The 13916-nt window shown below is 69.8% G+C and carries 16 protein-coding genes; 12 read left to right on the top strand and 4 right to left on the bottom strand.

Features of this window, described 5'->3' with window-relative positions; translation table 11 throughout:
- Nucleotides 1-152: 152 nt before the first annotated feature.
- The 3 genes from J7E89_RS03235 (at nt 153) to J7E89_RS03225 (ending at nt 2118) form a co-directional block, all read left to right on the top strand.
- Entirely contained in the window at nt 153-1238 is a 1086-nt protein-coding gene (locus tag J7E89_RS03235) for an acyl-CoA desaturase (RefSeq protein WP_214968042.1), read from the top strand.
- A gap of 81 nt (nt 1239-1319) precedes the next feature.
- Complete coding sequence (locus tag J7E89_RS03230) at nt 1320-1502, top strand: hypothetical protein (protein WP_214968040.1); 183 nt, start codon at nt 1320-1322, stop codon at nt 1500-1502.
- 73 nt (nt 1503-1575) lie between these two features.
- A complete protein-coding gene (locus J7E89_RS03225) occupies nt 1576-2118 on the top strand; it encodes an MOSC domain-containing protein (protein WP_214968038.1) in 543 nt (180 codons plus the stop codon).
- A gap of 8 nt (nt 2119-2126) precedes the next feature.
- Here the strand turns inward: J7E89_RS03225 and J7E89_RS03220 are convergent, their stop codons facing one another.
- The 3 genes from J7E89_RS03220 to J7E89_RS03210 form a co-directional block, all read right to left on the bottom strand.
- The gene (locus J7E89_RS03220; RefSeq protein ID WP_214968036.1) at nt 2127-3497 is read right to left on the bottom strand and encodes a tannase/feruloyl esterase family alpha/beta hydrolase; all 1371 of its coding nucleotides are present in this window, start codon (nt 3495-3497) and stop codon (nt 2127-2129) included.
- 405 nt (nt 3498-3902) lie between these two features.
- Nucleotides 3903-4706 carry a hypothetical protein gene (locus J7E89_RS03215; protein WP_214968033.1) on the bottom strand — a complete coding sequence of 268 codons (804 nt, stop codon included), beginning with the start codon at nt 4704-4706 and terminating at the stop codon, nt 3903-3905.
- A 93-nt stretch (nt 4707-4799) separates the two neighbouring features.
- Entirely contained in the window at nt 4800-5096 is a 297-nt protein-coding gene (locus J7E89_RS03210) for a hypothetical protein (protein WP_251060050.1), read from the bottom strand.
- 101 nt (nt 5097-5197) lie between these two features.
- On the opposite strand from J7E89_RS03210, the gene J7E89_RS03205 reads away from it, so the two are divergent.
- A complete protein-coding gene (locus J7E89_RS03205) occupies nt 5198-6103 on the top strand; it encodes an oxygenase MpaB family protein (protein ID WP_214968029.1) in 906 nt (301 codons plus the stop codon).
- Between the two features lie 25 nt (nt 6104-6128).
- Here J7E89_RS03205 and J7E89_RS03200 read toward each other — a convergent pair whose 3' ends face one another.
- Nucleotides 6129-6728 (bottom strand): class I SAM-dependent methyltransferase, encoded by a 600-nt coding sequence (locus tag J7E89_RS03200; protein WP_214968027.1) that lies wholly within the window; start codon nt 6726-6728, stop codon nt 6129-6131.
- Between the two features lie 168 nt (nt 6729-6896).
- On the opposite strand from J7E89_RS03200, the gene J7E89_RS03195 reads away from it, so the two are divergent.
- The 8 genes from J7E89_RS03195 (at nt 6897) to J7E89_RS03160 (ending at nt 13898) form a co-directional block, all read left to right on the top strand.
- Complete coding sequence (locus J7E89_RS03195; RefSeq protein WP_214968025.1) at nt 6897-7670, top strand: MHYT domain-containing protein; 774 nt, start codon at nt 6897-6899, stop codon at nt 7668-7670.
- 65 nt (nt 7671-7735) lie between these two features.
- Nucleotides 7736-10270, top strand: a complete 2535-nt coding sequence (locus tag J7E89_RS03190) for a nitrate- and nitrite sensing domain-containing protein (RefSeq protein ID WP_214968023.1) — start codon at nt 7736-7738, stop codon at nt 10268-10270.
- Nucleotides 10267-10710 carry a roadblock/LC7 domain-containing protein gene (locus tag J7E89_RS03185; protein ID WP_214968021.1) on the top strand — a complete coding sequence of 148 codons (444 nt, stop codon included), beginning with the start codon at nt 10267-10269 and terminating at the stop codon, nt 10708-10710. Before J7E89_RS03190 ends, J7E89_RS03185 begins: the two co-directional genes overlap by 4 nt.
- A gap of 32 nt (nt 10711-10742) precedes the next feature.
- Nucleotides 10743-11162 (top strand): DUF742 domain-containing protein, encoded by a 420-nt coding sequence (locus tag J7E89_RS03180; RefSeq protein WP_214968019.1) that lies wholly within the window; start codon nt 10743-10745, stop codon nt 11160-11162.
- Nucleotides 11163-11234: 72 nt separating this feature from the next.
- Nucleotides 11235-11840: an ATP/GTP-binding protein gene (locus J7E89_RS03175; RefSeq protein WP_214968017.1), complete on the top strand. Its 606-nt coding sequence runs from the start codon at nt 11235-11237 to the stop codon at nt 11838-11840.
- Between the two features lie 93 nt (nt 11841-11933).
- Entirely contained in the window at nt 11934-12347 is a 414-nt protein-coding gene (locus J7E89_RS03170) for a roadblock/LC7 domain-containing protein (RefSeq protein ID WP_214968014.1), read from the top strand.
- Between the two features lie 108 nt (nt 12348-12455).
- On the top strand, nt 12456-13346 hold the full coding sequence (locus J7E89_RS03165) for a DUF6397 family protein (protein ID WP_214968011.1): 891 nt from the start codon (nt 12456-12458) through the stop codon (nt 13344-13346).
- 195 nt (nt 13347-13541) lie between these two features.
- The gene (locus tag J7E89_RS03160) at nt 13542-13898 is read left to right on the top strand and encodes a hypothetical protein (protein ID WP_214968007.1); all 357 of its coding nucleotides are present in this window, start codon (nt 13542-13544) and stop codon (nt 13896-13898) included.
- Nucleotides 13899-13916: the final 18 nt, after the last annotated feature.

Genomic DNA, 13916 nt, shown 5'->3' with positions numbered 1-13916 from the left:
TACAGCATCTGCCCGTCGAAGGTGCACCCAGCCCCTCCATGGCGAACTGGGGCTGGCACCAACGGAACCCGGGGGCTGACGCCATGGTCATCAAGGGTCCTGATGCGTAGTTTCATCAGGTCAGAGCAGGTCCTACAGATCCGGAGACCCTTATGCCCCAGGCAGCTACTGTCGCGGAACCCACGACAGGCACCTCGGGGAGCGATTTCGCCCCGCTCCTGCGAAGCGCCAGGGAGCAGGGCCTCCTGGAGCGACGCACCGGCTGGTACGCGCTGGGAATCGCGGCCAACCTGCTCGCCGTGGCCGCCGTCGTCGCCGGACTCGTGCTCATCGGTGACTCCTGGTGGGCACTGCCGCTCGCGCTGCCCCTGACGGTGCTGTGGGCCCGCACCGCCTTCGTCGGTCACGACGCGGGCCACGCGCAGATAACCGGCAATCGCAAGGTGAGCCTGGCGATCAGCCTCGTCCACAGCAATCTGCTGCTCGGTATGAACCAGGCGTGGTGGAACGACAAGCACGTACGCCACCACGCCAACCCGAACCACATCGACAAGGACCCCGACGTCGGCGTGGGGGCACTGGTCTGGACGCAGAAGCAGGCCGAACAGCGGGAAGGTTTCGCCCGCTGGCTCACCCGCAACCAGGCGCGCTTGTTCTTCCCGATGCTGCTGCTCGAAGGCATCGCCCTGAAGATCTACGGCTTCCAGTACCTGCGCCGCCAGCCGGCGCGTGAGCGCGTGCTGGAAGGCTCGCTGCTCGTGGCCCACTTTGTCGGATACTTCGCCTTCCTGCTCACCGTCATGTCGCCCGGCAAGGCGGCTGTTTTCGCGCTCGTGCACCACGCGTTCTTCGGCCTCCACCTGGGAATGGCGTTCGCGCCCAACCACAAGGGGATGGAAATGCCCGACCCCGACGGCGAGCGCTGGGGCCACCTGCGCCGGCAGGTCGTCACTTCACGCAACGTGCGCGGCGGGATACTCACCGACTGGTTCCTCGGCGGCCTGAACTACCAGATAGAGCACCACCTCTTCCCGAGCATGGCGCGCCCCAATCTGCGGCTCGTACAGCCGCTGGTGCGTGCGCACTGCAAGGCGGTGGGTGTGTCGTACGCGGAGACCGGACTGATCGACTCGTACCGGCAGGCGCTGACGCACATGCACGAGGTCGGCGCGCCTCTCAGGACCGACAGGGCCAGCGACGGGACCGGCGACAGGCCCGAGCAGAACGCGGCCGTCTAGCGGCCCGCGCGGCGGAACTGTGGCGCGGGCGCGCACGTTACCGGAGCATAGGCGGCAACAGCCGCGAAGGAGGCGTCGAAGATGTCGAAGAGCGCGAAGGTCGCCACCGGTGGAGTGGTGGCGGGGATCGCCCTCATGTGGCTGGTCGGGTTCTGGCCCGGCCTGCTGATCATGATCGGTGTGCCCGTCGCGGCCTATCTGATGCTGGACACCTCGCAGCGCCGCAGGCTGCGCAGTGTCTCACGCAAGCAGATCGGCCGCTGAGCCTGCCTGGAACCGTGCCGGGATAGGGTCTTAAAGGATCAAGTACCGGCACGGACGAGGGGAGTTCCGCACCATGGGCGGCACAGTTACGGCGGTCAGCAGCCACGGCGAGTATGCGTTCACCAAGCCGAACCGCGACAGCATCACGCTGCTGGCCGGGCTCGGCGTGGAAGGCGACGTGCACGCGGGGACGACGGTCAAGCACCGTTCCCGGGTCGCGCAGGACCCCACCCAGCCGAACCTGCGCCAGGTGCACCTCATACACGCGGAACTGTTCGGTGAGCTGCTCCAGGAGGGCTTCACGGTCGAGCCGGGCCACCTCGGCGAGAACATCACCACCAGTGGAATCGACCTTCTCGGGCTCCCCGAAGGCACGCTCCTGCACATTGGTGACGAAGCGGTGGTCGAAGTCACCGGCCTGCGCAACCCGTGCCTGCAGATCGACGCCTTCCAGGACGGTCTCCTGAAGCAGGTCGTCGGCCGCGACGCGAAGGGCAACATCGTCCGCAAGGCCGGGATCATGAGCGTCGTCAGGGCCGGTGGGGTGGTACGGCCCGGCGACCGGATAGAAGCCGTACTGCCGGCTGGGCCGCACCGCCCCCTTGAGCGCGTCTGAGCCCCGGCTCAGCCCAGCGCGCAGGAGTTGACCACATCACCGCTCGCGGGCCTGGCGATCGTCCGGTCCGCGGGCGGGGTGCTGCCGTCCTCCACCCACGCCACGAGCGCCGTGAAGGCGGAGCGATAGCAAGGCAGGACCGGCCGCAGCCGCTCCGGATACGTGTCGTAGAGCGAGTCGACATGGGTGCCGCCCTCGACGGTGTAGTAGCGGTGCAGCCGGTCGCGCCCCCGTCCCGCCACCATCCGCTCGTACACGTCCGAGTCGGTGGCGATCGGCAGCAGTGTGTCCAGATCACCGTGCAGCGTGATCAGCGGCTTGCCGATCCGCCCCGTCAGCGCGACCCGCCCCACGGCGCGGTGTACGGCGTCGGGGCGCGCGGCGTAGTCGTACTCCGCGTCCGCCGCACAGGGCGCGAGGATCTCCGGCAGCGTAGCACCGGCCGATGACCCTGGACAGGCCGGGTCGTACGACGGATCGAACTCCGCGCGGTAGATCTTCTGGGTCAGCCCCCAGTAGGCCTTCTCGTGGTACGGCCACAGGAACTGCGACCCCGGTGCGAAACCGGCCTTCAGAAGATCCTCGTCCTTTGCCCGGCCGAGGCTCCGGGCCACGGCGACCGGCAGGGAGTCCAGGAGACCCCCGCCGTCGGCGGTCCACAGAGCGCCCTCCCAGTCCACCCCGCCGTCGTAGAGCCCGGGATGGTTCTCGAGCTGCCAGCGCGTCAGATAGCCGCCGTTGGAGATGCCCGTCATGTACGTCCGCCGTGGCGCGTGCCCGTACCACCGCGCGACGGTCCTGCGTGCCGCGCGCGTCAGCTCCGTGGTACGCCGGTTCCACTCCGCCACCGCGTCGCCGGGCCTCTCACCGTCCATGAAGAAGTCGGGGCCGCTGTTCCCCTTGTCGGTCGCCGCGTACGCGTAGCCCTGAGCGATCACCTGGTCGGAGATGAGGGCGTCGGTCGCGTACTGCTTGCGCGTACCGGGCGCACCCGTGACGACAAGGCCGCCGTTCCAGCGATCGGGCATCCGGATGACGAACTGAGCGTCGTGCCGCCACCCATGAGTGGCGTTGAAGCGCGAATCATCAGGGAAGTGGCCGTCGATCTGCAGGCCCGGCACACCGGAAGGGTTCTTGGTGCCCTTCGCGGACAGCCCCACCTGGTCGGCGGTGTCGGTGTACGCCGTGCCGGCCAGCCCCGCAGTGGTCAAGTCGGGCAGACAGGCCACGCGTTGACGTTCCGCTCCCGGCACGGCCGGACGGTCCCGCCCCGCACAGGAACCACCCGCGTGGGCAGGGGGTGCAGCGCCGGCGGAGCCGACGGTGGTCAGCACCATGAGAAGTGCGGCAACGAGCGGGACGCCTCTGGACGGGCGCATGGGAACCTCCGGGTTCGCTGCGGGAAGACGGGCGCAGCGCCACATCGTGCTGTCGCACAGCCCGGTCCGGCCATGGGCCCGGCCCACACGGCGCAGGGCCCTCACATGGGTGCCGTCCACGAAAACCGTCGCCCCGCACGGGCAGAGGGCCGACTTCGACGCCTACACCGTCTCGCGGGCCCTCGCAGGCCCCGTCGTGCGCTCTCCGCCGCCATTCGCCTGCCGCTCCACGGACATGCCCTCAACCGACTACGCGCTCCGCGGCGGCAGCCGCATCGCGCCCGCTCGCGCTCAGCGCCTGCGGACGATCCGCACAGCGGAGCGGTGGTCAGCGCCTTTGAAGCGGCAGGCGGTCAAGCCTTGCCCGCGGGGCGGCCCTCGCAGCGGTACGCGGCAGGGCGGCCGTCAGGAAGGCCGTACGGCCATCTTGTCGAGGGCCTCCAGCAGACCGGGCAGTTCGGGCCCCCGGCCGACCGGAAGAACCTCGCCCGGTTCCTCGTCCAGCAGCACAAATGCGATGTCGTCGGTCCTGGCCACAACGGACCAGCCAGGACCGTCGGCGCGGAGCGTGCGGGCGTCGCCGGAAGCGAAAGTCGAGCGCACCCGTCCGGGCGGCGGTGGGGCGTCCACATAGCCGTGCAGCTCCTTGATCACACGCCGCACACCGGAATGCGGCTTGTCACCGGGAGCCACGAACGTCTCCTCGTCGTCAATCTGCTCGCGCCAGGCCGCCCACTGGAGCGCGATCTCATCGGCGCCGAGCCGCCGCTGGGCGGGCCCCCATGCGTCGGTGTCGGGCGGTGCGAGAGGCGACGGCCCGCTCGCGCCGTCAGGTCCGTTCTCGGGAACGGGATCGTGCGGAGCCGGTATGCCGGGAGCGGCCACCGCGAGCGCGAGCGGCCAGCCCGGCAGACCGGCGACGACTGTGCGCTCGTCGGGCGACAGGTCGTACTCCATACCGCAGTCCCAGGACGCGATGGCGACCGCCACCAGGGACACGTCGTCGATCACGACGGTCCACCGTGCGCCCGTGCCGTCCTGGCCGAGCACCAGCCCGTACCCGTCGGCGTACGGCTCCAGACCGAGCGCCGCACAGGCCTCGGGATAGTCGTCACCGAGCACACTCGGGAACTGCGCGGGCGTCAGCAGCACCGCGGTCAGCACGAACAGTGCGTCCTCGGCGTCCTCGGCGGTGTCCGGCCCGGTCACGGCGCCCTCCTCATCCCATCGGATCGGTCGTCGGCGCACCCTAACCAGTGAGTAACCCCGTCGTCGAGGCCCACGGGGGGAAAGAACGCGACGTCACGCTGCCGGGAGACCGAGGAGGCTGCGGGCCACGCTGTGCGGTGACTCGCCGCGCTCACGCGCCAGCGCGATGACCGCCCGGCAGGCCAGTTCATTGACACCGAAGGAGAGCGCCTCCGGCGAGACCCAGCCGGCCGCCTCCTCGATACGGGGCTCGTCGTCCTCCGCGCACGCGGACACGTAGGCCGCGGCGGCCTCGAAGATGTTGTGCTGCCGCGTTTCCGGGTGTGCCTGCGGCACACCGCCCGGACGCGGCCCGAAGAGCTTCCGGAGTCTGTCCCATACGCTGTCCAGCACGCGGGCCACCTTCCCCCTGAGTGGTTCCATCACGGATCCTTCATGTGTGCACTCCCAACGTAGAGTTGGACGCCGGGCGACAGAAGGGGGACGGTGCGTTGAAGCGTTACGACCGGCTGCGGGAGATCCAACGGATGGACCCGGAGAAGGACTTCCTGACGATCTACCGGCTCACCGCGACGTACGAGTTCCCCTGGGACTACGCACGTGCATTGGAACTGGCCCTCTATCGCACCTACGCGGTGCCCAGCATCGGCCGCCTCCTCGCCGAGACGGCAGAGCTGACGGACCGCTCCCAGAAGCGCTACGACGACACCGCCCTGCTCCTGGACACCGTCGTGGAGCACGGCTTCGACACCGAGGACGGCCGCACCGCCATCCGCCGCATCAACCAGATGCACCGCAGCTACGAGATCAGCAATGAGGACATGCGCTACGTGCTGTGCACGTTCGTCGTCATGCCGAAGCGCTGGATCGACTCCTACGGCTGGCGACGGCTGTCCGACCACGAACTCCGGGCGTCCTCCGCCTACTACCTGCATCTCGGCAAGCACATGGGTATCAAGGACATTCCGCGGTCCTTCGAGGAGTTCGAGCGCTGTCTCGACACGTACGAGGCCGAGCACTTCGGCTGGGACGAGGGGGCGCGCAGGGTCTCGGACGCGACGCTCGCGCTCATGGCGTCCTGGTATCCACGCCCCCTCGCGCCGCTGGTGCGCGGCGCGAGCCTCGCGCTCCTCGACGACGCGCTCCTGCGGGCCTTCCGCTACGACACCCCGGCGCCCGCCGCCCGGGGGCTGGTCAGGGGCGCGCTGCGGCTGCGTGCCCGCGCCGTGCGCCTGCTGCCACCGCGCAGCAGGCCGCACTACGCACGGCAGAATCCCGAGATCAAGGGCTATCCCGGCGGTTACACGGTCGCGAATCTGGGGACGTTCCCGACTCCCGGCACGGGGAGCTGTCCGGTGCCCCACGCGGAGCGCCCGGCGGCGGCTGCCAGCGAGTGACCTGACCGGGCGGGACGGTTCCGGCTCAGTCCTGGCGTACGGCCAGCGCCAGGAACCGGTCGCTCTCGTCGGTGTACGACGTCATCCGCCACCCCGAACCAGCCAGCAGCGGCCGGAGGTTGGGCTCGGCCCGGAGATCGACCGGGGTGATCTGCCGGCCCTGGCGGGCCGCGAGGGCAGCGCGGCCGATGGGATGGAACAGCGCCAGCAGACCGCCGGGGCGCACCACTCTGGCCAGTTCGCGCAGATTGTCCGCCGGCTGGGGGAGATGAGCGATCAGCCCGGCCGCGAACACGGCGTCGAGGGCGCCCGTCCGTACAGGCAGCCGGGCGACATCGGCGATCAGCAGCTGCGCCGCGTGATGGCGGCCCGCGTGCACCGCCGCCTCCAGCATCGCCGGCGTCACATCGGCGCCCAGCACCGTGCCCTTTGGGCCCACGGCGTCACGCAGGAACGGCAGTGCGCGCCCCGTGCCGCAGCCCGCGTCGAGCACGGCGTCACCCGGCCGCAGCCCGAGGCCCGCCACGGCGGCGGCGTAGGCAGGTCCGTCGTCCGGGAAACGGGCGTCCCAGTCCGCGGCCCGAGCGGTGAAGAACTCCTGAACGTGCGTGTGGTCATCGGCCATACGCACATCGTCCCCCAGATTCTTCGAAACTCCGGCGACTGCAACGCATGTGCGGTGCGCATGTTCGAGCGCGGTCCGGTCGTTCGGAAACGTATCTCTGTCATATTCCGGCAGCTTTCGAAATGCGCTCCCAGTGTGCGCCCCCTTCGGGACTAGCGTCCCTGGGCCATGGGACACCTGGACCACGCCACCTTCGGCTGGCTTACACCCGTGCTGTCGTACGCGATGGCCGCCATCGGCGCCGCCCTCGCCCTGCGCTGCACCGTACGAGCGCTGGGAGCGAGCGGACGCTCCCGCCGCAACTGGCTGATCACCGCCGCGTCCGCCCTCGGCACCGGCATCTGGACCATGCACTTCGTCGCGATGCTCGGTTTCGGCGTCACCGGCACTGAAATCCACTACAACGTGCCACTGACCATCCTCAGCCTGATCGTCGCGATGCTCGTCGTCGGCGCCGGGGTGTTCGCCGTCGGCTACGGCCGCGACCGCGGCAGGGCACTGCTCCTCGGCGGCCTCACCACAGGGCTGGGCGTGGCGAGCATGCACTACCTCGGCATGGCCGCACTGCGCCTCAACGGGGCCGTCTCCTACGACCCGCTGCTCGTCGGCCTGTCCGTCGCCATCGCGGTCGTCGCCGCGACCGCCGCTCTGTGGGCGGCCCTGAACATCAAATCGCCGGTCGCTGTCGCCGTCGCCTCTCTCGTCATGGGAGCGGCGGTCAGCAGCATGCACTACACGGGAATGGCCGCCGTCAGCGTGCGGGTCAGTCCATCGGGCAGCGAGCTCCCCGGGGCCACGGCCATGCAGTTCATCTTCCCCCTTGCCGTGGGCCTGGGCTCGTACCTCTTCCTCACCGCCGCCTTCGTCGCCCTCTCACCCACGGCGCGTGAACGCGCCGCCTACGCCTCCGCGGAGCGGCTGACCGAAACGGCCGTTCCCTAGAACAGCGCCGGCCCCGCCGTACCGCACCACTCAGGCAGCAGACCCGAATCCGGAACGAGGAGGCCATGCGCAAACCCCGCAGGACCCCGGGCGCCGAAACACCAACCCGGTCCGCGCCGCCCGCGCGTGGACGGCGGGCGCACGCAGGTCCCCCCGCCGACGAGAACACCGACGCGCCCCCCGGGCACGAACCGCACGCCGACACCCGAGCGCGTCCCGCAGCCGCCCCACGGGAACGGTGGCGGCTGCGCCCGAGAACGGTACGGGCGAAGATCGTCTCGCTGCTGATGGTGCCCGTCGTCTCGCTGCTCGCCCTCTGGGCCTTCGCCACCGTCACCACGGCACAGGACGTCGCCGGACAACAGCGGCTCCAACGCGTCGACGAAGAGGTACGCATACCCGTCACCGCCACCGTCGCCGAACTCCAGGCCGAACGCCGCGCCGCCGTCCGCTACCTCGCGTCCCCCGACGACGACCGCGCGGACGCACTGGAACAGCAGGCCAAACGCACCGACAGCGCGGCCGACGCACTCCGGCTCGACGACGAACACACCGTCGCCGACAGCGCGGCCCTCCCGGACACAGTGGCCACCAGGCTCCGTACCTTCGTATCCGGCACGGAACGACTGACCACCCTGCGCACCGGCGTCCTGGACCGCACCGCCGACTGGGACAAGACGTACGAGCAGTACACCCGGACCATCCAGGACGCGTTCGCCGTCACAGGGGCGCTCACCGGCATCCAGGACGCCCGGCCCGGATCCGAGGCACGCGTCCTGCTCGAATTCGCCCGGGCCGGCGAAATGCTCGCACGCGAGGACGCGTTGCTCTCCTCCGCGCAGCTCACCCGTACCTTCGACGTACGGCGCCAACGGCAGTTCGCCGGAGCGGCACAGACCCGCAGGAGCCTGACCGAATCCGCCGTTGTCGACCTGCCGGACGCCGAGCGCGATGCCTGGCGCGCACTCACCGGCAAGAGCGCGTACGACGACGTACTCGCCGCCGAGGACAAGGTGATCGCCGCCCAGCCCGGCCGGAAGGCCGCCCAAGCCGTCACCTCGGCCGACTGGGAACCCGCGCACACCGCCGTACAGCGCTCCGTGCGCGCCATCGTGACGCAGGCCGACAGGAACGCCGCCGCCCGCACCGACCCACTCGCACGTGGCGTGCTCACGCCTGCGGGAGCCGCCGTGCTCCTGGGGCTCGCGGCTGTGGCAGCCTCCCTCGTCATCTCCGTACGCATCGGCCGCGGACTCGTCGTCGAACTCATCAGCCTGCGCAACGGCGCCCTGGAGATCGCCCGGCGCAAACTGCCCCACGCGATGGACAGGCTCCGCGCCGGAGAAGAGATCGACATCCACACGGAAGCTCCCCCGGGACCGCCCGCCGACGACGAGATCGGCCAGGTCGGCGAAGCCCTCGCCACCGTGCACCGCGCAGCAGTCAGTTCCGCCGTGGAACGCGCCGAACTGGCCAGCGGCGTGTCAGGGATCTTCGTCAACCTCGCCAGGCGCAGCCAGGTCCTCGTCCACCGCCAGCTCAACCTGCTCGACAGCATGGAACGCCGCGCTGACGACCCGGGCGAACTCGGTGATCTCTTCCGCCTCGACCACCTCACCACCCGGATGCGCAGGCACGCGGAAAGCCTGATCATCCTGTCCGGAGCGGCTCCCGGCCGCGCCTGGCGCATGCCCGTACCGCTGACCAATGTCGTACGCGCCGCCGTGTCCGAAATCGAGGACTACGCGCGCGTGGAGGTACGCCACCTACCCGAAGCGGCCGTCGCGGGCAGCGCCGTAGCGGACCTCACGCACCTCCTTGCCGAACTTGTCGAGAACGCCGCCCAGTTCTCGCCGCCGCACACCAAGGTGCGCGTCACCGGTGAGCCCGTCGGCAACGGCTACGCCCTGGAGATCGAGGACCGCGGACTCGGCATGGGCAAGGAATCCCTGTCCGAGGCGAACCGGAGGATCGAACAGTCCGAAGCGCTCGACCTCTTCGACAGCGACAGGCTGGGCCTCTTCGTGGTCAGCCGACTCGCCTCCCGGCACGGCATCAAAGTCCACCTGCGCACCTCGCCGTACGGCGGGACAACAGCTGTCGTCCTGCTGCCCATTCCGCTGCTCCAGAGCGCCGTCACCAAGGGAGAAGGCGCACCGCGGTCCGCGGTCCGCGCGCAACGCCAGGAAGGCCCGCCGAAGAGTGAAGAGACCGCACCACTGTCCGGGCCCGCTCTCGTGCCCGGCCCACGCCCTTCCCGTACCAACGGCACCTCCTTCGCCGCGCAGGCGCCGCGCCCCGCTCTCGCGGCCCAGCCGCCGCCGAAGGAGCGACCGCAGCAGCCGGCCGGGGTCACCGCTCTGCGCCCGCACAACCGCACCGCGGAACCGGACGATCGCGGGAACGACGAAAACGGGCTCCCGCGAAGGGTCCGGCAGGCCAGTCTTGTCCCGCAACTTCGCGAAGCACCCACACCGCCCGCTGTACCCGCTCACCCCTCCGCCGCCGCCGCACAGGGGCGTACCCCGGAACAGGCAAGGGACCGCATGACGGCCTACCGCAGCGGATGGACCCGCGGCAGAGAAGGAGACCACGAATGATCGAGCACGAGAGGACCAGCACCGCCCACGGTTCGGGATCCGGCGAACTCGACTGGCTGCTCGACGATCTGGTGACCAGGGTGGGCGAAGTGCGGCACGCGGTCGTGCTGTCGAACGACGGCCTGGCCGTCGGTGCGTCGAGCGCGCTGAACCGCGAGGACGCCGAGCACCTGGCGGCCGTGGCATCCGGCTTCCACAGCCTCGCCAAGGGCGCGGGACGCCACTTCCGCGTGGGTGACGTACGCCAGACGCTGGTGGAGATGGACGACGGCTTCCTGTTCGTCGCCGCGGCAGGGGACGGTTCCTGCCTCGCAGTCCTGAGCTCCGCCACGGCGGACATCGGCCTGATCGCCTACGAAATGGCCCGGCTGGTCAAGCGGGTGGGCGAGCACCTGTACACGCCGCCACGCCTCTCCGCGCAGCCGCCGGCCGCGGGCTGACCGTACGACCGCACAGAAGGCGGGCACCGCACATGACAGAGGACAGGGAAACCGGCACCGACCCGATCCATCAGGGCAGCCACTGGTTCGACGCCGAAGCAGGCCCCCTGGTACGTCCGTACGCGATGACCGGCGGCAGGACCGAACCGGGGCCCAGCGGAGCGCGATTCGACTTCATCGCGCTCGTCGACCTCGCTGAGAACGCGCCGGGCAGCGCCGAGGAGTCGCTGCTCGGCCCCGAACACCGCGCCCTGGTGGCTCTGTGCCGCCTGGAGACCCAGTCCGTCGCCGAACTGTCGGCCGGCGCCGACCTGCCGGTCGGCGTGGTCCGCGTACTCCTCGGCGACCTCCTCGAATCCGGCTACGTCAAGGTCAGCCGGCCGGTACCGCCCGCGCAGCTGCCCGACGAGCGGATCCTGAAAGAGGTGATCGAGGGCCTGAGAGCGCTCTAGCGCCGACTGCCCCGATTGCCCCCGACTGCCCTGACTGCCGCCGACTACCCAGTCTCCTGAGAGAAGTGATCGATGGGCTCTGAGCGCTCTGACGAGAAGGCCGATCAGACGGCCGCCCTCGCGTTGAAGATTCTGGTCGCCGGCGGCTTCGGGGTCGGCAAGACCACCCTCGTCGGCGCCGTCAGCGAGATCCGGCCGCTGCGTACCGAGGAACAGCTCAGCGAGGCCGGGCAGACGGTCGACGACACCGGAGGCGTCGACCAGAAGACCACCACGACCGTGGCCATGGACTTCGGCCGCATCACCATCCGGTCCGGACTCTCGCTGTATCTCTTCGGTACGCCGGGACAGGACCGGTTCTGGTTTCTGTGGGACGAACTGTCCCAGGGCGCTCTGGGCGCCGTTGTCCTCGGGGACACCCGCCGCCTGGAGGACTGTTTCCCGGCCGTGGACTACTTCGAGCACCGCCACATCCCCTTCGTCGTGGCGGTGAACTGCTTCGCCGGGTCACGGACCTACGGCGCGCACGACGTATCGCGTGCCCTCGACCTCGACCGGGGGACGCCGGTGGTGCTCTGTGACGCGCGGGATCGTGATTCGGGCAAGGAGGTTCTGGTACGTCTCGTCGAATACGCGGGAAGGATGCACACCGCCCGGCTGCTCGACACGGTCGGCTGACCCCGGAACACGTGCTTGCCGCGACGACGTCAGTGGGGAAGGGTTGACCTCGATCAGACCAACGGGGAACAAATTAACGGGGAGGGCCGCGACATGGCGCTGAACAAGGGACTCGACTGGCTTCTGGACGACCTGACCAACCGGGTCGAGCACGTGCGGCACGCACTGGTGCTGTCCAACGATGGCCTGGTGACCGGGGCGAGTACGGGTCTGGCACGGGAGGACGCCGAGCATCTGGCCGCCGTGTCGTCCGGACTGCACAGCCTTGCCAAGGGGTCGGGCCGGCATTTCCGCGCCGGAAAAGTCCGCCAGACGATGGTCGAGTTCGATGAGGGGGTCCTCTTCGTCACGGCGGCGGGCGACGGCAGCTGTCTGTGCGTGCTCAGCGCCGCCGAAGCCGACATCGGGCAGATCGCGTACGAGATGACTCTGCTCGTCAACCGCGTCGGTGAGCACCTCGGCGTTGCCGCGAGGCAGCCGGGAATTGTGACCGGAACCGAGTTCTGACCTGCGCTTACTCGCCCGGCCGGGAAGTTATCCACAGGCCGGGCGGGTGACGCGCCATCCAGGCTACGGTCGTCACCGAGAGTATTCGCATCTCACGGGGAGACGATCATGGCCGTACAAGAAGCACACCGCGCCGCCGTCGTGACGCAGGCGGGCAGGCCGCTGTCCGCAGCACGGGCCACCCAGGAACTGGGGCTGAAGCGCAGCGAGTTCGACCTCGCCGTCCTGCTCGGCCATATCCGCACCACGGTTGACGCCGACGGCAGCCACCGCCGGGTTGCCCGCGAGGAGATCGACAGGCTCCGGGCGGCGGACCGGAATCAAGAGACGCTGCGTGAGCGCGTACGGACCGTAGGGACCACCGAGGGTGCGCAGCTGATGAACATCAGCCCCGTCCGGTTTGGCAAGCTCGCCCGCGCTGGATACGTCACGCCGGTCAAGTTTTACCTCAACCGCTACAGGGCGGTCGTCTGGCTGTATCTCGCCGAAGAGCTGCAGGAGTTCGCCACTCGCGAGCCGGGTCTGCTCACCGGCAGGTCCCCGCAGCGGATGCGCGTCGTGCTCGACGCGGGGGAGGACCGACGGGCTCGGAACTGGCGGGGGCGACGCCTCGGCCTGCTGACGCGGCAGACCGAGGACCCGTGGGAGCAGGCGGCGATCACGAGTTCCGCCCTCGACCCCGTCCAGCTCGCGGAGGTCGTCGACGACCCCTACGAGCGTGCCTACCTCAACAAGCTCAGGCCGGGGCTTGTGGGGCGCTACGGTGAATCACCCGCCGCCCGCGAGGCCATGGACCGGCTGCTGCCGGCCGACGACCCGGACGAGATCCTCTGGCAGAGGGTGAGCCTCGCGCTGCTTCTGGACGAGGCGCGCGACCACCGTCCCGCTCCACGCCCGGAGACCAGTCGCCCCCTGCCTCCCCCTCTCCCGGAAACCTCCCGGGGGCTGCGCGCATGGCTGCGCCGCAGGAAGGTCCCCCGCGACCCGGCACCGTCATGACAGTCAGGGGATTCGGGACTCCAGGGGGTGTCTGAAGGCCTGCGTTCGGCGGTGGCACGTCCTTCTTCTCCTGGAGCTGCGCCCGGGATCCGCGGCCACTGCCGATGCGCTCTTTATCCGCCGATAAAAGGTGTTGCTCTGGGCTAAGATCGAGTCGTTCTGCAGAGAAAGGCACGGAACGGAGACGGGGGACGGATGCTCGCGGTGGATGTGAGGCAGTCGCTTCGCAATGGCCAGACCGTTGCGGAAGGAGCGGCCCGTTGGTGGCGCTTTTCCACCCAGACCGTCGGGAAGCACGGCGACTTCCTGCTGGCCTTCGTCGACGGCGGCGTCTGCGTCGGGGCTTTCCGGATCGTCAGCTCCCAGCCCGACGTCACCGCGGGCGGCAAGTACGCCTTCGACCTCGCACCGGCCGCCCGCTTCCAGTGGGCCCTGGGCCACAGACTTCCGCTGCCCCCGGGCCGCAATCCCGCCCGCATCCTCACCGGCAGGCACTTGCGCGAGTTCCTGGACGCCGCCCCGCACCGCACGTCCGTGCCCGACAACGACTGACGACGACTGACACCGAAG

It is taken from the genome of Streptomyces sp. ISL-100 (assembly GCF_018614615.1).
GTDB lineage: Bacteria > Actinomycetota > Actinomycetes > Streptomycetales > Streptomycetaceae > Streptomyces.
Note: the sequence above shows the minus strand (reverse complement) of the source record. Positions and strands in the feature narration are given on the sequence as shown.